Genomic DNA, 19011 nt, shown 5'->3' with positions numbered 1-19011 from the left:
CGGCCGTTCGCTGCAGGAGGATCCGGAGGAGACTCAATGGCTTTTGCCCAGAAATTCATCGTCGCTGACGATCACCCGCTGTTTCGCGCTGCGCTGACCCAGGCGCTCCGGCAGGTGGCGCCGCAGGCCGAGATCGTCGAAGCCGACACCATGGATGCCACGACCGAGGTGGTGACTCGCCATCCCGATGCCGATCTGATCCTGCTCGATCTGCATATGCCCGGCGCGCATGGTTTCTCCGGCCTCATTCAGTTGCGCGGACAAACCCCGGACATTCCGGTAGCCGTCGTGTCGGGAAGTGACGAGCCCCATGTAGTCCGGCGTGCGATCGACTACGGGGCGTCCGGCTTCATTCCCAAGTCTGCCTCGCTGAGTGTGATTGCCGAGGCCGTCGGGGAAATTCTCGATGGCGAGGTTTGGCTCCCTGCAGAAATGGCCGGCCTGCTCGATGAGTTCAATGAGGAAGAGGCGCGCTTTGCCGAGGCGATCGCTTCGCTGACGCCGCAGCAGTTCCGCGTACTCAACATGCTCACCGAAGGACTGCTGAACAAGCAGATCGCTTTCGAGCTCAACGTGTCCGAGGCCACTATCAAGGCCCATGTGACTGCCATTTTGCGCAAGCTCGGCGTGCATTCACGTACTCAGGCAGTCATCGCAGCCCAGAAGCTCGAGGTCGAACCCCCCAAGGTCGAGAGCTGAGCAAACGCGATATCTCGTCACCAAACAGTGCGACAGATTCTGCAAGGCCCGCCCACCTGGCGGGCCTTGTGCATTTACAAGCCATTACCTTCGATAGTTCCCGAGCCGGTTGAGCCGCATCCTGAGACTGACTACGCTGAATATAGGCAAGCCCAATCGCTGCGATAAAACGAAACAATGAAGGGTGCCTACCGATCATGCCGGTATCGGGGCTTCTCTGCCGCTCGAGGGAATGTCCGGCGATTACGGTAACTGGAACCTGAGCGGCCAAGCGGGAGTGCTGGCGCGCAGCGAAGAGATACGTCAGGCCGATCCGGCCTTCTCCCGGGACACACTGATCCCTCATGCGTCGCTGACGCTCAATTTCGCCTATTGAGCGGGCCGAGGTAGATCAGGCCGAATGAAACGGACAGTGAGGTCAGTGCTCCAGCTTGCCCAGGAAGCGCCGCATGGCGACGACGGTCTCCTCACTGCAGTGATGCTCGATGCCTTCAGAGTCGGCACGCGCTATCTCTTCCGGCACTCCCAATTGACGTAGGGTCTCGAGCACGATCGAGTGGCGAATCGCCACGCGTTCGGCCAAGGCTTCGCCGGATTCGGTCAGGAAAATGCCACGGTAGGGGCGGGCAATCACCAGGCCGTCGCGCTTCAGGCGCGAAATGACCTTGGAAACGGCGGCCGTACTGACTCCGAAGCGCTCGGCGAGGTCGCTGGCGCGTGCCTCGCCCAAGGTGGAGTGAAGATGTGCGATCTCCTCGACGTAATCTTCCACCAACTCGGTCTGGTGATCCTGCCGAACCCGCTTGAAGTGTTCGTGCTTGGGCATTGGATTCATTCAGGGGCTCTATCACTCACCAAAGGGTAAAAAATAACACGTAACCGCTAAGAGCGATAATCAGCGTGCAAATGATGGTGCGGATCAGGGCATGACGCCGGCTTCTGATGACTCGCTCCGCGTCACGGATGACACGGAGCGAGACGCAGATCAGGACGTCTGGCGGGCAGCGCGGTTGGCCTGCAAGGTCCGCGTCAGCAGGGCGCGCAGGGCCGCCGGCCGTACCGGCTTGAGCAGGAGCTGATAACCGGCGCGCTTGATCTCCTCGGCGACTTCGTCGGTGCGGTCGGCGGTGATCACGATGCCGGGTACCGGCCCGTGACAGCGCTCGGCCAGGGCCTCGAGGGCCATCAGGCCGGTGACTTCATTGTCGAGGTGGTAATCGGCGAGGATGGCATCGGGATCGCTGTCGAGGTGCCGCAGGATCGACTTGGCGCCGCCGATCGAGGTGGCGGTGAACACCTCGCAGCCCCAGCCGGTGAGCATGGCCTTCATGCCTTCGAGAATCAATGTCTCGTTATCGATACAGATCACTCGGGCGTTGGCCAACTTGTTACCGGCGCGCCGGGACGGAGCGTCTTCTGCCGTCTTTTCGTCGGCACGGGCCGCCACCGTCGGGACCGACACCGAGAATACGGTACCTACGCCCTCCCAGGAGCGGACCTTGATCGGGTGGTCGAGTACCCGGCTCATGCGGTCGGCGATCGACAGGCCCAAGCCCAGACCCTTTTCGCTCTCCTTGTGACGCGAGGCCTGGTCGAGGCGCCGGAACTCCTGAAAGATCTCGGTCAGCTTGGATTCGGGAATCCCCGGGCCGGTGTCCCAGACCTCGATGGTCAGCCGCTCGCCGCGCCGACGGCAGCCCAGCAGGACTCGACCATGCTGGGTGTAGCGCAAGGCATTGGAAAGGAAGTTCTGGATGATCCGGCGCAGCATCTGTGGGTCGCTGTCGACCCAGGCCTGGGTCGAGACCACCATCAGATCGAGGCCGCGCTCTTCCGCCATCACTTCGAATTCCGCCCGCAGCGGGCGGAAGATGTCGCTCAGCGCGAAATGGCTGCGGCGCGGTGTCAAGGCACCGGCGTCCAGCTTGGAAATGTCCAGCAGGGTGCCGAGCAACTCCTCGGCGGCCTGTAGCGAGTTGTCGATATGCCCGATGGTACGCTTGAGATCCTCGGCATCGACCTGTTGCGACAGTGCAGAGGTGAACAGGCGTGCGGCGTTCAGTGGCTGCAAGAGATCGTGGCTGGCGGCGGCCAGAAAGCGAGTCTTCGACGTGTTGGCATCCTCGGCGACCTGCTTGGCCTGACGCAGGGCCTGTTCCGCCTCGGCGCGAACGCGGTTCTCCTGACGTAATGCGGCGTTGGCCTCCGACAGGGCCTGGGTACGTTCGCGAACGCGTTCCTCGAGGTTCTCGTTGGTTTCCTTGAGCGCGATCTCGGCCAGGCGCCGCTCGGTGATGTCCTGATAGAGCGCGAAGAACCCGAGGATGGCCCCGCTGTCGCCGAAATGCGGTGTATAGGTGACTAGCATGTAGCGCGTGCCGCCGTCGCCGTCATCGAGCGAAATCTCGAAACTCACCCGCTCGCCGCCCAGTGCCAGACGCATCCAGGGTGCACGGTCGCGGGCGATGGAGAGTGACATTACGCTCTCCACGCGTTCGCCGATCACCTCGTTGCGGTCGATGCCGAAAGCCTGCTCGTAAGCGCGGTTAGTGAAAAGATAGCGGCACTCCTTGTCGAAGTAGGCGATCAGCGCCGGTACGTTGTCGGTATAGATGCGGATGTTGTTTTCCGAGCGGATCAGCGCTTCCTCGGTACGCTTCTGTTGCGTGATGTCCTGATAGGTATAGACGAAGCCGCCACCGGGCATGGGGTTGCCCTGGACCTCGAGGACGGTGCCGTCCTGCCGGTAGCGAACGTAGCGGTGCGGCTGGCCCTGACGAATGTTTTCGACCAGCAGGTCGACATGCTCCTCGGGATCGCCCGGGCCATATTCGCCGTTGTGAGCGTTGTAGCGAAAGATCTTGTCCATCGGCGCGCCGACCCGGATCAGATGGTCGGGGAAGCGGAACAACTCGAGGTAGCGTTGGTTCCATACCACCAGACGCAGGTTCTGGTCGACTACGCTAATGCCCTGATTGATGTTCTCGATGGTCGCTTGCAGCAGGGCGCGGTTGAACTCGAGAACCTGCGAGGCTTCGTCGACGATCGAGATGACGTCCGAAATGCCGATGCCGCGGCCCTGCAGCGCCGAGTTGACGACGATACGCGCCGACGATGCGCCAAGTACCGACGCCAGGAAGCGTTCGGTGAACTGAATGACATCGATCGACGCTCGAGTATTGTATTCCAGCGGCTGGCCGCTGCGCCGCGCGTAGTCGTCGAAGGCGCGTTGCACCTGACCGGCACCCAGGAAGCGCTCGCACAGTACCTTGAGGTCGCCCACCGTGGTGGCGCCGGTCCATGGCCGATTCACCGAAGTCTGGCGGGTCTCGACGCTGTCGACGAACAGCGAGGCCTGGATGCGCTCGACGACACGCTGCGGCGTGATCTGCGAGACGAAGATGTAGCAGAACAGGTTGAGACCCAGCGACAGCATGACGCCATGGGTGAAGGGATCGCCGAAGTGCAGGCCGAACAGGTTGGTCGGCGACAGCCAGGCGATGCCGAAGGGACCGCCGACCATCCACTCGCCCGAGACCACGCCGGCCTTGGCCAGGGTCGGTAGCAGCAAGGCATAGGCCCATACCGCAAAGCCGATATTCATACCGGCGATGACGCCGAGACGGTTGCCGCGTTTCCAGTACAGGCCACCCAATAGGGCGGGGGCGAACTGGGCGGCGGCGGCGAACGACAACATGCCGGTGGAGGCCAGCGAGCTGAACTCGGCGGTCAGCTTGTAGAAGCCGTAGGCCAGCGCCAGGATCACCACGATGGTCACTCGCCGTGCACGCAGCACCAGGCGGCCGTAGTCGCGGGCCTTGGTGTCGAACCAGCGCATGCGAAACAGTAGTGGGATGACGATCTCGTTGGAGATCATGATCGATACCGCGACGGCCGCGACGATTACCATGCCGGTGGCGGCGGAGAAACCACCGATAAAGGTCAGCAAGGTCAGCAGATCGTTGCCGGCGGCCATGGGTAGGGCCAGGACGAAGGTATCGGGCTCCACGCTGCCATGCGGGAACAGGGTCAGCCCGGCGGCGGCGATCGGCAGCACGAAGAAGCCGAACACCACCAGGTAAAGCGGAAACAACCAGCGTGCCCGGGCGGCATCGTCGGGGTGGGTGTTTTCGACCACCGTGACATGGAACTGGCGCGGCAGGCAGAAGATCGCCAGCATCGCCAGCAACGTCTGGGCCCAGAAGCTCTGGCCGAAATCCTGTTCCGCCAGTTGGCGTTGCAGTTCGAGATAGTTGTCCGCGCGCCCCAGCAGGTCGCCCAATCCATCGAACATGCCCCAGGTGACGTAGGCGCCCAGAATCACGAACACCACCAGCTTGACCAGCGACTCGAAGGCGATGGCGTGAACCAGCCCTTCGTGGTGCTCGGTCGCATCGGTATGGCGGGTACCGAACAGGATGGCGAACACGGCCATGACCGCGGCGACATAGAACGCGGTATCGGCGAACAGCGGGGCGCGGGTCATGTCGGAGGATGCCGTGAGCACCATGAAGGCGGCCGAGACGGCCTTCAACTGCAGAGCGATGTAGGGCAACGTGCCGATCAGCGCGACCAAACTGGCGAAGGCGGCCAGCGATTGGGTCTTGCCATAGCGCGAGGCGATGAAATCGGCGATCGACGTCACGTTCTGCCGCTTGGCGACACGAATCATCTTGGCCAGGATCGGCCAGAACAGCAGAAAGGTCAGCAGCGGGCCGACAAAGATACTCGCGAACGACCAGCCCGAGGTCGCCGCCTGCCCCACCGCCCCGTAGAACGTCCATGACGTGCAGTAGATGGCTAGGGCAAGACTGTAGATCACCGGACGGCGCTGCACGGCGCCGCGCAGCTTGGCGCGCCGGTCGCCGCGCCAGGCGATGAAGAACAGAATGGCGATATAGCACAGCGAGATGGCGATCAGCAGCCAGCCAGCAAACATGAGCGTTCCCCCTTGGTATGCCGCCATTCTAGGGGAATGCCGGGCGCGAGGGCAGCCGTGACCCGCTTCTCGGGTTCATCAGCGGCGGGATGTGCCGACGAGCGGGAGTCAGACGTTGGCGCAGACTGCCTGGAACAGCGGTGTCGAGGAATCGACGCGGCGCAATTCCGTGTGGCGAGGCTCGCGGCTCTGCTCGGCGAGCGGCACCATTTCCTGCGCAGAGCAGTTCAGCAGGTAGGTCCGATGCGAGACCCGATCGGTGTGCTGGCGCTCGAAACGGTAGAGGATGAACTCGACCAGGCGATCATCGCCAGTCTGCTGCGTGACGAGGTTACTTTGATCGATAACATCGAAAGCGGTAGTCAACGGAAAGACGTAGGTCCAGGGGCGCCAGACCATCTGATCGGTATGCGTGGAGACTACCTGTGCCGAGGCCGGTAATTGAGCCTGCTTGTAATCGAACCAGGTATATTCATAGTGAATCTGGTAACCGATTATCCCCAGGCCGCCCAAGGCCGGAACGATCCAGCGCGGCAGGCGCTTGCCGCTGAGCTGGCGCAGGATCAAACCGACCCCTGCGGCCCCGAGACCGGCGAACACCGCTGCTATCAAATGCCAAATCATACAATGCCTTCTTAACGAAATCGGGCTTCCCGCTGGGAAGCCCGAAGTGGTGTGATCCCGAGCCCGGGCCAGCCGGGCCGGGGCTATTATGGCTCAGTGATCGATGGCGCCACCAGCACCTTTCGGATAACGCACGCTTTCCACCAGGTCCTGGATCTCTTGCGGCGGTTGCTCGGTCGCGTTGGAGACGAGGTAGGCCACGGCGAAGTTGATGATCGCCCCTACGGCACCGATGGAGAGCGGGGAAATACCCAGTACCCAATTATCGGGAGTGTCCGCCAGGTTGTTGGTGCCCGGGATGAAGAACCAGCCCTTGTAGACGAAGATGTACACCAAGGTGAAGACCAGGCCGGAAAGCATGCCGGCAATGGCCCCCTTGTTGTTCACCCGCTTGGAGAAGATGCCCATCATCAGCACCGGGAACAGCGAAGCGGCGGCGATACCGAAGGCCAGCGCCACGACCTGGGCCGCAAACCCTGGCGGATTGGCGCCGAGGTAGGTCGCGACGACGATGGCGACGGACATCGAGATACGCGCCGTCAGTAGCTCGGATTTCTCCGAGATCTTGGGGTTGATCGCTCCCTTGATCAGGTCGTGACTGATGGCCGAGGAGATGGCCAGCAACAGACCGGCAGCCGTGGACAGTGCCGCTGCCAGGCCGCCTGCGGCGATCAGACCGATTACCCAGCCGGGCAGGTTGGCGATCTCCGGGTTGGCCAGCACCAGAATGTCATTGTTGACCACCAGTTCGTTGCCTTCCCAGCCACGCTCGGTGAAATTGGCGGTATCGTTGTAGAACTGGATGTTGCCGTCGTTGTTCTTGTCCTCGAAGGTGATCAGACCGGTCTCTTCCCAGGTCCGGATCCATTCGGGACGTTCCTCGTAAGCGATGGGATTGCCGGCGGCTTCCTCGTAATTCTCGACCTGGCCCGCCATGTCCGGATAAATGGTGGTCATCAGGTTCAGGCGTGCCATGGAGGCCACGGCCGGAGCCGTCAGATAGAGCAGGCCGATGAACACCAGCGCCCAACCTGCCGACCAACGCGCATCGGCTACCTTGGGTACGGTGAAGAAGCGCATGATGACGTGCGGCAGGCCGGCGGTACCGATCATCAGCGACAGGGTGAACAGCACCATGTTCAGCTTGTTGTCCACCATGGCCGTGTAGGCGTTGAAGCCCAGCGCGGTGACCACTTCGTTGAGTTTGGCCAGCAGTGGCTCGCCGGATGCACTGTGATCGGAAAACAGACCGAGCGGTGGCAGCGGATTGCCGGTCAGCTCGAGCGAGATGAACACGGCCGGGATGGTATAGGCGATGATCAGCACGATGTACTGGGCCACCTGGGTGTAGGTGATGCCTTTCATGCCGCCCAGCACCGAATAGAAGAACACCACGACGGCGGCAATGATCAGGCCGGTAGTCGCATCGACTTCCAGGAAGCGGGAGAAGGCCACGCCGGCACCGGCCATCTGTCCGATGACGTAGGTCACGGACGCCACGATCAGACAGACCACGGCCACCATGCGCGCCGTCTTGCTGTAGAAGCGATCGCCGATGAACTCGGGCACGGTGAACTTGCCGAACTTACGCAAGTAGGGGGCCAGTAGCATGGCCAGCAGCACGTAGCCGCCTGTCCAACCCATCAGGAACGTCGAGTTGGCATAGCCCCCGGCAGCGATAAGGCCTGCCATGGAGATGAAGGAGGCTGCTGACATCCAGTCGGCCCCGATCGCCATCCCGTTGGTGACGGGGTGGACGCCGCCGCCGGCTACGTAGAAATCCTTGGTCGACCCGGCCTTGGCCCAGATGGCGATGCCGATATAAATGGCAAAGGAGGCGCCGACGAATAGGACGTTAATCGCAAATTGACTCATGCTGGCTTACTCCCCGAGTCCGAATTGCTTGTCCAGCCGATTCATCTTCCAGGCATAGAAGAAGATCAGGGCGATGAAGGTCAGAATGGATCCTTGTTGTGCAAACCAGAATCCCAGGTCTGTGCCTCCGACGGGAATCCCTGACAACAGGGGACGCAGCAGGATGGCAAAGCCGTAAGACACCAGTGCCCAGACGATCAGGCAGCCGGTGATCAGGCGTAAGTTGGCCTTCCAGTAAGCTTCGGCATTGGACTTGTCTTCTGCCATGATATTGCTCTCCGCTTGTTTGTGAGAGGGATTGCTTCGAGGGGATATCTAACCCTGCAGGATACCTGTCATCCGTTCAGCCATTTCCATCGAACCATTGGTGCTGAAATTAGTGGCGCATTTGGCGATAGTATGACCGAAAAAAGTATCCTTATTTTATTTTTTAAATAGCGACTAAAGTCGCTGTCATTGCATGTGAGCCGGCAGTCTTTCCTGTGCTTTTCACATGGGTTTGCCTATAAGGGTCGTAGCCAATAGTGGTCAATATCAAGGAAAAATAAAATCCCATACTTTGGTCTTATGAAATAAATGTAATGTAACGCGTTTTTGTATTTTTGTTTTTTAATCAGTAGGTTGTGGGAAGTTTTTATTTTAGGGAAGGTAACGGGCGTTTCTGAATAGGACGATGGTATAGGCGTGCAAGGATAGGACAATGGTCTAACGGCATGCTCCCTAGAACATTGGTCTATGTTCAATTGAAAGAAGCGAGGCTGGTATCCTAGCTTTGTTCTATAAATTGTTAGATAAGAGTGGGGCGAGGACAGCCCAATGTCTGACACTCTTGTCTCATGTTGGCGATGACGTTGACCAACGCATCGGGTCGACAAGGATGTCCGAGCTTTCTCGTTGCGTTTCGAAGCAGCTCCGTATCGATGAAGGCCAGCGCAGTAAGGTTAATGGCTCGCCTGCTCACGTTTGGCAGCGGGATGAAGCCGTCATGACGAGGGCGACATGATGGTCGACATCGATCTTTCACAAGCACCTTTCTCGCTACTCGACGAGGCAGGCAGAATCCGCGTGACCAACGGCGTGGACATGGCCTACTTCGACACGGGGGAGGTCATTCTGGACGCCGGTCAGCCCGGCGAGTTCATGTTCATCATCCATAAGGGGGAAGTCGCCGAACTGGACCCAACCCTACCCGATGCCCGGGCGCGTATCGGGCATTACACGGCCGGTGACGTGTTCGGGGCCATCAGCATTCTCAACGGCAAGAGCCGCTATCGCTTCAAAACCGAGCAGGAAACGCTCTGCTACCTGCTGCCCAAGGCCCTGTTCGAACAGTTATGTACAAATTATCCGGCGTTTGGCGACTTTTTTCGTGAAAGCCTGGCCAACAAGGCTCGTCTGCTCGTCGAGCGACGAGCCTCGGACGGAGTTTCCATGGCGGGCTTCATGCTGGCCCGCGTGGCCGAGTGCATGCGGGCCCCCTGCATTGCCGCCGAGGGCACCACCGTGGCCGAAGCGGTGACCATGCTCAATGATCAGCATGCCGATAGCCTGCTGGTCAGGGCGGCAGATCGATTCGGCATCGTGACCAAGACCGATCTGCTCAATGCGCTGATTCTCCAGGGATTGGAGCGTAGCAGCCCGGTGCTGAGCATCGCGCATTTTGCGCTGGTCACGGCGCGACCGGACGATTATCTGTTTCAAGCCCTGGTCAGCATGACCCGTCACGATGTAGCGCGGGTGATCGTGACGGAACGCGACACGCCCATCGGGGTCGTCGAGCTTACCGACGTGCTGAGCTATTTTTCCAGTCGCTCCTACGTGGTCAGCCTGGAGGTCGAGCAGGCCAACGATCTCGATGCCTTGGCAAGGGCCAGTGCACGCTTGCCGGAGCTGGTCAAGGCGCTGATGTCCCAGGGCGTGAAGCTGCAATTCGCGATGGACCTGTTGGCCGCTCTCAACGGACGCATCATCAGCAAGGCGTTCCAGTTCCTGATTCCATCGCAGCAGCAGGCACAGAGCTGCTTCGTGGTCATGGGTAGCGAAGGGCGCGGTGAACAGATTCTCAAGACCGATCAGGACAATGCCCTGATCCTGCAGGACGGTAGCGACTGGCCGACGTGCGCCGCCGACATGCAGCGACTGACCGAGACTTTATACACCCTGGGCTATCCGCCTTGTCCCGGCAACATCATGGTATCCAATCCGGAATGGGTGAACAGCGAGTCGGGATGGCGGCAAACCATTTCGCGCTGGGTCGGGCGTCGTGACGGCGCCTCGCTGATGAATGTGGCGATCATGCTCGACGCCCATGGCGTTGCCGGCAACACCCAGCTACTGGATGGGATTCGCCGGCATCTGTTCGAGAGTTGTTCGCACGACGAAATCTTTCTGTCGTACTTCGCCAAGATGGCATTGCGTTTCGCCGCTCCGTTGACGCTGTTCGGATCGCTCAAGCGTCCGGCACACGGCATCGATATCAAAAAAGGGGGCATCTTTCCTATCGTCCAGGGCGTTCGAACGCTGGCATTGGAATGCCGGACGACGCCGACCTCCACCCTGGGACGTCTCGACGCACTAGCGGCGCAGGGGCGGCTCGAGCCGGAATTCGCCTCCGACCTGGGCGAGGCCTTATCGCTGTTCGCCGAATTGCGCCTCAAGCAGCAACTGGCTCGGCTCGATGGCACCGGCAAGGCTGGCGCCGATCCCAACATGGTGGTCGTACAGTCACTGTCTTCCCTGGAGCGCGATCTGCTGCGCGAAGCGTTGCACATCGTCAAGGAATTCCAGCAGCGCCTGTCACACCGCTTTCATCTCGAATATTGAGGGGCACTCGCCCATGAGCCACGCGAGGTTATCCATCAGGGAGTCATCGAACAGGCAGGAGGCCTACCCATGATCCGATCACTGCGGCGCGTTACCGACCGCCGAAAGCAGGCCAATGGCCGTTACGGCTGGCTATTCAATCCCTACACCGGCGACGAGCTGGTCGCCATCGATTGCGAGACCACCGGCCTCGATCCCAAGATCGCCGAACTGGTATCGATTGCCGCAGTGCGAATCAAGGGCGATCATGTACTGACCAGCGACTCGCTGGATCTACGCCTGCAGCAGCCCGACAGCCTGACCGGTGACTCGATCCGTATCCATCGCCTGCGCGGTGTCGACCTCGAGGAAGGTGAGCCGCTTCAAGCGGCGTTGGAACGGTTCATCGACTTCATCGGCAATCGGCCATTGCTCGGGTGGTGTATCGACTACGATATCAGCGTCATCAATCGCCATTTGCGCCCGCTGTTCGGCTTCGACCTGCCCAACGTCAGTATCGACATGGCCCAGATCTACCAGCGCGAACTGCGCCGGATACGCCCGCATCTGGAACCGCATCTGGGCTTCGAAAGCATTGCCAAGGCGCTGAATGTCCCCGTCATTGGACGACATACCGCCCTTGGCGATGCGACGACGACGGCGCTCATGTATGTGCGGTTGACCAAGGGGGCACTCGAAGCGTGCTAGCTGGCCCGGGCGTGAGTCGTCGCTACCGCCCGCAGGTGGGAGATGCCGGGGCCATCGCATGTCGACGGTGGCGGTGGTAGCATAGGCGGCCATCATTTTCACTGCGTGTCGTCTCATCATGCTGGAACTCACCGGTACCCAGAAACGCGAGTTCAACAAGCTCCAGAAGCGGCTGCGTCGCCAGGTCGGCAATGCGATCATCGACTATGCAATGATCGAGGACGGCGACAAGGTCATGGTGTGCCTGTCCGGTGGCAAGGACTCCTACACCATGCTGGAGATCCTGAGCAATCTGCAGCGCAATGCCCCGATCGACTTCGAACTGGTGGCGGTCAATCTCGACCAGAAACAGCCCGGTTTTCCCGAGCATGTCCTGCCCGAGTACCTCGAAAGCGTTGGCGTGCCATACCATATTCTCGAGCGCGATACCTACTCGGTGGTCAAGGAGAAGACGCCGGAAGGCAAGACGACTTGTGCGCTTTGCTCACGCCTGCGTCGTGGCTCGCTCTATGGGTTCGCCGAGGAGATCGGTGCGACCAAGGTGGCCCTGGGGCACCACCGCGAGGATATCCTCGAGACACTGTTCCTCAATATGTTCTACGGCGGTACGCTCAAGGCGATGCCGCCCAAGCTGCTTTCCAATGACGGCAAGAACATCGTCATTCGCCCGCTGGCCTATTGCAAGGAGGCCGACATCGCCGAGTTCGCGCGGTTGATGGAGTTTCCGATCATTCCCTGCAATCTGTGCGGCTCGCAGCCCAATCTGCAGCGCCAGGTAGTCAAGGAGATGCTTGCCGATTGGGAGAAGGCACACCCGGGACGTCTCGAGACGATGTTCAAGGCGGTTACCAATGTGGCGCCATCGCAGCTCGCCGATCGCGATCTGTTCGATTTCCAGGGGCTCGAGGCCAAGCGTGAGTCCATGCAGACTAACCGAATCGATGCCTTCGACCTGCTGGCCAAAGAGGTTTGAGCGTCAGCGCAGCCTGATCTAAAGGTGTATGACGACAACGCCCCCGGCCATACGGTCGGGGGCGTTGTCATTCGCGCTCTGTGGTTCGCACGGCTAGCGCTCAGCGACAGCCTTCGCCTTCGGCCACCGACTCCAGCGTCGCCAGGTCGAGGATATGCACTTCGCGCCCCTGGACGGCGAGTAGCTTCTGCTGCTGGAAACGGCTGAGAATGCGGCTGACCGTTTCCAGCGCCAAACCTAGGTAGTTGCCGATATCGGCGCGCGCCATCGACAGGCGAAAGCTGTACGGCGAGTAGCCGCGGCGGCGAAAGCGCGTGGAAAGGTTGACCAGAAAGCTGGCCAGACGCTCGTCGGCGGTCTTGCGCGACAGCAGGCGCAGCATGCGTCGATCGTCGCGCAGTTCCTTGCTCATGCTGCGGTAAAGCTGGTTGCGCAATTCAGGCAGAGTCTCCGAGAGCTTGTCGAGACGGTCGAAGGGAATTTCGCAGACCGTGGTGGTTTCCAGGGCGATCACGCTGCCCGGGTAGACTTGCTCATCGATGCCGTCGAGGCCGACCAGCTCGCTGGGCAGATAGAAATTGGTCAGCTGTTCTTCGCCGTCCCCCTCGCTGGTCAACTGCTTGAGGCTGCCCGAGCGTACGGCGAACACACTGGTAAACGGATCGTCCTGACGCACCAGATGCTCGCCCTTCTTGAGCGGAGGGCGGCGATGAATGATGGCGTCGAAACTGTCGATGTCGTCGAGTTCCAGCGCGAGGGGCAGGCACAACGAGCTCAGGCTGCAGGTCTGGCAACGCGCCTCCTGCAAACGAGGTCGGCGTGTCTGTAGAACTTGGCTGGCCATGCAGGTCTCCTCGCCATCGATAATTTCACTATTATGGCAGACCCGGTCCGTGTCGATAAATGCACTTTCCATCTCGTCTCTCGTCGGCTCTTTCAAAGGATGCGTGAAAAGCGCGCATCACTGTCGGGTAGCCGGGCATCGAAGGCCATGGCCAGATGCCTGACCAGCAGTCGCCCCGGGCGGCTCACTTCGAGCCGGTTGCCCTGGCGCGACACCAGTCCGTCTCGCTCGGCCTGTTCCAGCGTGGTCAGCGAGGCGGCGAAATAATTGGGGGCATCGATGCCGAATGCCATGCCAATGCTGTCCAGATCGAGGACGAGATCGCACATCAAGCGATGGATGGCGTGACGGCGCACTCGATCGTCGAACGTCAACCGGATGCCACGCTGCGTGGCCAGATGGCCTGCGTCCAGGGCCGCTTCGTAGGCGGCCAGTTCGGTGGGATTCTGGGCGTAGCAGTCGTCGATCTGACTGATGGCGGACACGCCCAGACCGATCAGATCGCAGCCGCCGTGTGTGGTATAGCCCTGAAAGTTGCGATGCAACGTGCCTTCGCGCTGAGCCGCGGCCAGGCTGTCGTCCGGCTTGGCAAAATGATCGAGTCCGATATGCACGTAGCCGGCGTCGCTGAGCATCTGCATCGTGGTCGTCAGAATGGCGAGCTTTTCCTCGCTGTCGGGCAGGTCGGCAGCGTCGATGCGACGTTGCGGCTTGAAGCGTTCGGGCAGGTGCGCATAATTGAACACCGACAGCCGGGCCGGGGCCAGCTCGATGACTTGCTCCAGCGTAGCGGCGAAGCTGGTGCGGGTCTGGTGGGGCAGGCCGACGATGAGGTCCATGTTCAGCGAGGTGAAGCCCAGCCGACTTGCCTCGTCGACGAGGGTTTCGGTCAGTACACGAGGCTGGACTCGGTTCACTGCCCGTTGGACCTTGGGATCGAGATCCTGTACGCCAAGACTGATGCGGTTGAAGCCCAGCGTCTGCAAATGACGCAATGTCAGGACATCGGCCTCGCGGGGGTCGATCTCGATGGCATAGTCGCGCCCAGGCGCATCGGACAGGCCGAAGCGGGCATGCAACTGGTCGATCAGTTGGCTCATCTGGCTCAGGGTCAGAAAGGTCGGCGTGCCGCCACCCCAGTGCAACTGCTCGACAGGGCGCGAGGTCGCCAGGTGCCGGGCCACCAGACGCATCTCTGCATCCAGGCGTGACAGGTAGGGGGCCGCCAAGCGCGTGTCCTTGGTCGCAATCTTGTTGCAGCCGCAATAGAAACAGATCTTGCGGCAGAAGGGTACGTGTACATAGAGCGACAGGGGACGTGCCTGCGCGTTGCTGCGCTCAAGAGCATCACGATGCTGATCGGGGCCGAACGCTGCGGAAAAGTCGGGAGCGGTCGGGTAGGAGGTGTAACGCGGTCCGCTGTGGGAGTAGCGCGCAATGAGCGAGGCGTCCCACTCGGACGGTAGCCCCTCCTGGAGACAGGAGGTAGCGGGAACAGCAGACATTGGCGGAGTCTCGTGCCGATGAGGATGGCGTCGATGGTACGCCCTGGGAGAGCTTCTCCTCGTGACCTGGATCAATGAGTGTGGGAATGCAGCGTCGAAACGGGCATATCATGCGCGCCCGGCCATAGCTGCCAAAGTTGCCATACCGCGAAGGCTATGATCAGCACGGCGGCGATGCTGCGTGTGGCGGGATGGCGAATCAGGGCGGCCATTTGGCGCGCGGCCACGCCGGTAACCAGCAGGGCGGGAAGGGTCCCTAGCCCGAAGGCTCCCATCAGCGCAGCGCCCCGCCACGGATCGCCGCCGGCCAGGCTCCAGGCGAGCATCGAATAGACCAGCCCACAGGGCAGCCAGCCCCACACGGCGCCAAGGGCGATGGCCTGGGGTATTTTGACGACGGGCATCAGGCGACGACCGAGCGGCTCGAGGTGACGCCAGAGTCGGCGACCCAGCGCCTCGACATAGACCAGTCCACGCCACCAGTTGGCCAGATAGAGGGCCATGAGAATCAGCATTACGGCAGCCAGCACCTGCAGGGCCACGCGCAGCGCGCCATGGGCGCTGCCGAGTAGCGTGCCCAGGCCGGCAACCAGCGCACCGGCGAGCATGTAACTGGCGATGCGGCCCAGGTTGTAGCCGAGCAGCAGACCGCCCAGTCGGGTGGGGTTGCGCATGCTGGGCGGGACGGCAAAGGTCAGGGCGCTCATGATCCCCCCGCACATGCCGATGCAGTGAGCGCCACCCAGCAGGCCGAAAACGAATGCGGCAGCCAGCGGTGGCAGGTCGAGTCCAGTCGGGTCCATCAACGCGACTCGTCAGAAGGCGGCGAGCCGTCACCCAGGCTGTCGTCGGCGGCGGAGTCGGTCGGACGCCGACGGGCTTCCTGCCGACGGCGGCGCTGTTCGGGAGGAAGGTCGTTATCGTCCTCGTCGAAAAGGATGCGGTGCGCCGGTCCTTCCAGGTCGTCGAACTGGCCGCTCTTGACCGCCCAGAAGAAGGCCCAGATGGCAAAGCCGAGCAGGATCAACGACAGCGGGATCAACAGATAGAGAATGCTCATGAGGCGTTCATTGGCATCGGATTGGGCGCGGGCAGCCGGGACCTGTTGAGACGCAGGGCGTTGCCGACGACGATCAGTGAACTGGCCGACATGCCCAGCGCCGCAGCCCACGGCGGTACCAGGCCCATGGCCGCCAGGGGCAATGCACAGAGGTTATAACACAGCGCCCAGCCGAGGTTCTGACGAATCAGGCGCCGGGTCAGACGGGCCAGTGTCATTGCCTCGACGATACGCCACAGTCGAGGACTCATCAATACGGCATCCGCCCGGGTGCGGGCCAGGTCGGTAGCGCCGTTCATGGCCACCGAGACATCGGCGGCGGCGAGTACCGGCACATCGTTGATGCCGTCACCGATCATGACCACACGCTCACCGGCGGCCTGCAGTGCCTGGACATGCGCCAGCTTGCTTTCCGGCGTGGCTTCGGCGGTCCAGGTCGTGATCCCCACTTCATTGGCCAGTGTTTCGACCGTCGTCCGGCCATCGCCGGACAATAGCTCAACGGTTAGACCGGCCTCGCGCAGCGCAGCCACGGTTTCGCGGGCATCCTCGCGTAGAAAATCGTCGAGCCGGAACCAGGCCAATGGTTCGGCATGCTCGATGCTGTCGCCACGCGATAGGAGCAGCCATTGTCCTGTCCTGGCCGGGGGCAACGGAGAAGCGGCAAGCGCGAAGCCGGGGCGGCCCAGGCGGTAGTGCTGCCCGTCGATGTCGCCTTCCAGGCCCTGACCGGTATGGTTGCGCACGTCATTGGCGCGCAGCGATGGGTCGCGAAGTTCATGGAAGGCGCGTGCGATGGGATGTTCCGAGTGGGCTTCCAGGGCAGCCGCCAACCTGCCGGCCTGATTGGCGTCGAGCGTGTCGGCGATAAGCTGCGTCTCCTGAAGGCGCATATGGCCTTCGGTCAATGTGCCGGTCTTGTCGAACACGACCCGGGTCGCTTGGGAAAGCCCTTCGATGGCGTGGGCGCGGGTGACCAGCACACCGCGCCGACGCATCTGGCCGTGACAGGCAGTGAGCGCCGTCGGAGTGGCAAGCGCCAGGGCGCAGGGGCAGGTCACGACCAGTACCGATAGCGTGACCCACAGCACCCGCGAGGGGTCGATGAAGCTCCAGGCAACGATCACCCCGAGGGTGACGATCAGCAGCCGCAGCACGAAATGGTGGGCCATGCGCGAAGCCTGTTCGGCGATGCGTGGCCGGCTGGCGAAGGCGCGATCGGTCAGTTCCAGAATGCCGGCAGCTCGCGCATCACGGCCGGCATGCGTCACTTCGATTTCGAGCACGCTCTCCACGTTGAGACTGCCACCGGTGACCGTCTCGCCGATCTCTCGGCTGACCGGCAGCGGCTCGCCGGTCAGCATCGACTCGTCCAGGCTGGAATGGCCGGCCACGATGACGCCATCGGCCGGGATGCCATGACCGGGTCGTACGCGAACGCGATCGCCCGGGCGCAACTGGTTGGCCGGCAGGATGCGTTCGCTGCCGTCGGTCTCGACACGCACCGCACTCGACGGCAGCACGCCGGACAGCGCATTGCCACTGTGCCCGTTGCGGCGACGTGCGCGCATCTCGATGTAGCGACTGAACAGCAGAAAGAAGGTGAACATGGTCACCGAGTCGAAATAGACCTCGCCGCTGCCGCTCAGCACGGCATAGGCACTGGCCAGATAAGCGCAAAGAATGGCCAGCGAGACCGGTACGTCCATGCCTAAGTGACGGGTGCGAAGGTCGCGCAGCGCATTGCGGAAGAACGGTAGGGCGGAAAACGCCACCACCGGGGTGGCCAGGGCCAACGACAACCAATGAAACAGCGTGTGAAAGCCTTCGCTCATGCCGTCGGGACCGGCGACATAAAGCGGGATGGAGAACATCATGACCTGCATCATCGCCACCGCGGCGACGATCAGGCGTCGAATCGCCTGACGCTCCTCGTGCTGCAGCTTCTGTTGGGCCTGGTCCGGCTCGTAGGGTTGCGATGGGTAGCCGATGGCAGCCAGCTCGGCGAGGATGCGCGAGAGCTTGAGACGGTCAGGGTCCCACACCACATGCAGGCGGTGATGGCTGAGGTTGACCGCGCTCGATTCCAGTCCATCGAGGGCGTTGAGCCGATGCTCGATCAGCCAGGCGCAGGCGGCACAGGTAATCCCGTCGACGGCCAGCGTTACCTGGCGATGGCCGTCGTCCCCGGCCGAGTGAACGAACTCGCGCTGCAGCTCTGGGTCGTCGAATACCGCCCAGGTATCGGCCCGCTGAATGTCCCGGTCGCTGGGACGTTCGGGCAGCTCGGTCCGGAACCGGTAGTAGCTTTCCAGGCCGCCCTCGACGATGGCGTGAGCCACCGCCTCGCAGCCTGGGCAGCAAAGCGGATGGTTGAGTTCCTCGAGCTCGATACGCCACGGGGCGCCATGCGGCACCTCGGCGCCGCAGTGATAACAGCAGACCGTGTTGCCGGCCGGGGCGGTCGCGACGTTCATGACGTCTGGCTATCGGCGCGCAGCGTCAAGGGGGGCTTGCGCGGCAGCTCGATTTCGCCCCGCAGACGCCAGTCGGGTTCGCTGACGGCCGGCTGCAGGCGCAGATACCAGCGATATTGCAAGGCGTGGGGTAGCTGTCCGACGTAGTGCCCGTCGCGTACCCGGTCGAGCATCACGCTCTGGTCGCGGTTGCCCTGGGTGGGAAAGATCAGTTCGAGACGTAACTGCTCGGGACGTGCCTGGCCCTGCAGGTCGACCACGACATCGCCGGTCAGATCATCGATCCGCAGGTCGGCCTGCATGCCCAGTTCGGCGGCACGCTGATCCTGCTCCAGCACTTGGTTGATGGCCATGCCTTGCTTGTAGTAATCGTCTTCGACCGTACCGTCGAAGCCAATGAGGGAAAACACCAGGAAGGTGACCCCCATGACCACGGACAAGCCCAGGATGCCGAGCAGAAACCAGGGCCAGAACTCTTTGTACCAGGGACGCGGTGCGGTCATCG

General features: G+C 61.8%; 16 protein-coding genes. 5 read left to right on the top strand and 11 right to left on the bottom strand.

What is annotated here, in order from left to right:
- The first annotated feature begins 36 nt into the window (after positions 1-36).
- Both MHM84_RS13075 and MHM84_RS13070 read left to right on the top strand, forming a co-directional pair.
- The gene (locus tag MHM84_RS13075) at positions 37-699 is read left to right on the top strand and encodes a response regulator transcription factor (protein WP_239266794.1); all 663 of its coding nucleotides are present in this window, start codon (positions 37-39) and stop codon (positions 697-699) included.
- A 184-nt stretch (positions 700-883) separates the two neighbouring features.
- Positions 884-1075 carry a hypothetical protein gene (locus tag MHM84_RS13070; RefSeq protein WP_239266793.1) on the top strand — a complete coding sequence of 64 codons (192 nt, stop codon included), beginning with the start codon at positions 884-886 and terminating at the stop codon, positions 1073-1075.
- A 42-nt stretch (positions 1076-1117) separates the two neighbouring features.
- Here the strand turns inward: MHM84_RS13070 and mntR are convergent, their stop codons facing one another.
- The 5 genes from mntR to MHM84_RS13045 form a co-directional block, all read right to left on the bottom strand.
- Positions 1118-1534 carry a manganese-binding transcriptional regulator MntR gene (mntR, locus tag MHM84_RS13065; RefSeq protein ID WP_239266792.1) on the bottom strand — a complete coding sequence of 139 codons (417 nt, stop codon included), beginning with the start codon at positions 1532-1534 and terminating at the stop codon, positions 1118-1120.
- Positions 1535-1684: 150 nt separating this feature from the next.
- On the bottom strand, positions 1685-5638 hold the full coding sequence (locus tag MHM84_RS13060; RefSeq protein ID WP_239266791.1) for a NahK/ErcS family hybrid sensor histidine kinase/response regulator: 3954 nt from the start codon (positions 5636-5638) through the stop codon (positions 1685-1687).
- Positions 5639-5746: 108 nt separating this feature from the next.
- Positions 5747-6262 (bottom strand): hypothetical protein, encoded by a 516-nt coding sequence (locus MHM84_RS13055; RefSeq protein WP_239266790.1) that lies wholly within the window; start codon positions 6260-6262, stop codon positions 5747-5749.
- 93 nt (positions 6263-6355) lie between these two features.
- Positions 6356-8137, bottom strand: coding sequence for a sodium:solute symporter family protein (locus tag MHM84_RS13050; protein WP_239266789.1), 1782 nt, complete (start codon positions 8135-8137; stop codon positions 6356-6358).
- Between the two features lie 6 nt (positions 8138-8143).
- Positions 8144-8404, bottom strand: a complete 261-nt coding sequence (locus MHM84_RS13045; protein ID WP_239266788.1) for a DUF4212 domain-containing protein — start codon at positions 8402-8404, stop codon at positions 8144-8146.
- Between the two features lie 735 nt (positions 8405-9139).
- On the opposite strand from MHM84_RS13045, the gene MHM84_RS13040 reads away from it, so the two are divergent.
- The 3 genes from MHM84_RS13040 to ttcA all read left to right on the top strand — a co-directional run bounded on the left by MHM84_RS13040 (position 9140) and on the right by ttcA (position 12620).
- Entirely contained in the window at positions 9140-10960 is a 1821-nt protein-coding gene (locus MHM84_RS13040; protein ID WP_239266907.1) for a DUF294 nucleotidyltransferase-like domain-containing protein, read from the top strand.
- 69 nt (positions 10961-11029) lie between these two features.
- On the top strand, positions 11030-11647 hold the full coding sequence (locus MHM84_RS13035) for a 3'-5' exonuclease (protein ID WP_239266787.1): 618 nt from the start codon (positions 11030-11032) through the stop codon (positions 11645-11647).
- A gap of 118 nt (positions 11648-11765) precedes the next feature.
- On the top strand, positions 11766-12620 hold the full coding sequence (gene ttcA / locus MHM84_RS13030) for a tRNA 2-thiocytidine(32) synthetase TtcA (RefSeq protein ID WP_239266786.1): 855 nt from the start codon (positions 11766-11768) through the stop codon (positions 12618-12620).
- Positions 12621-12720: 100 nt separating this feature from the next.
- Here ttcA and fnr read toward each other — a convergent pair whose 3' ends face one another.
- The 6 genes from fnr to MHM84_RS13000 all read right to left on the bottom strand — a co-directional run bounded on the left by fnr (position 12721) and on the right by MHM84_RS13000 (position 19009).
- Positions 12721-13464, bottom strand: coding sequence for a fumarate/nitrate reduction transcriptional regulator Fnr (gene fnr / locus MHM84_RS13025; protein WP_239266906.1), 744 nt, complete (start codon positions 13462-13464; stop codon positions 12721-12723).
- 92 nt (positions 13465-13556) lie between these two features.
- Complete coding sequence (hemN, locus tag MHM84_RS13020; protein ID WP_239266785.1) at positions 13557-14969, bottom strand: oxygen-independent coproporphyrinogen III oxidase; 1413 nt, start codon at positions 14967-14969, stop codon at positions 13557-13559.
- 71 nt (positions 14970-15040) lie between these two features.
- Positions 15041-15772: a sulfite exporter TauE/SafE family protein gene (locus tag MHM84_RS13015; protein ID WP_239266784.1), complete on the bottom strand. Its 732-nt coding sequence runs from the start codon at positions 15770-15772 to the stop codon at positions 15041-15043.
- Complete coding sequence (gene ccoS, locus MHM84_RS13010; RefSeq protein WP_239266783.1) at positions 15772-16029, bottom strand: cbb3-type cytochrome oxidase assembly protein CcoS; 258 nt, start codon at positions 16027-16029, stop codon at positions 15772-15774. Before ccoS ends, MHM84_RS13015 begins: the two co-directional genes overlap by 1 nt.
- Positions 16026-18506: a heavy metal translocating P-type ATPase gene (locus tag MHM84_RS13005; protein WP_239266782.1), complete on the bottom strand. Its 2481-nt coding sequence runs from the start codon at positions 18504-18506 to the stop codon at positions 16026-16028. The genes ccoS and MHM84_RS13005 overlap by 4 nt, the downstream gene beginning before the upstream one ends.
- The gene (locus MHM84_RS13000; RefSeq protein ID WP_239266781.1) at positions 18503-19009 is read right to left on the bottom strand and encodes a FixH family protein; all 507 of its coding nucleotides are present in this window, start codon (positions 19007-19009) and stop codon (positions 18503-18505) included. Before MHM84_RS13000 ends, MHM84_RS13005 begins: the two co-directional genes overlap by 4 nt.
- Positions 19010-19011: the final 2 nt, after the last annotated feature.

This window comes from Halomonas sp. McH1-25, assembly GCF_022348165.1.
Lineage (GTDB): Bacteria > Pseudomonadota > Gammaproteobacteria > Pseudomonadales > Halomonadaceae > Modicisalibacter.
The sequence above is the reverse complement of the archived record's forward strand: the minus strand, read 5'-3'. Positions and strand labels throughout refer to the sequence as shown.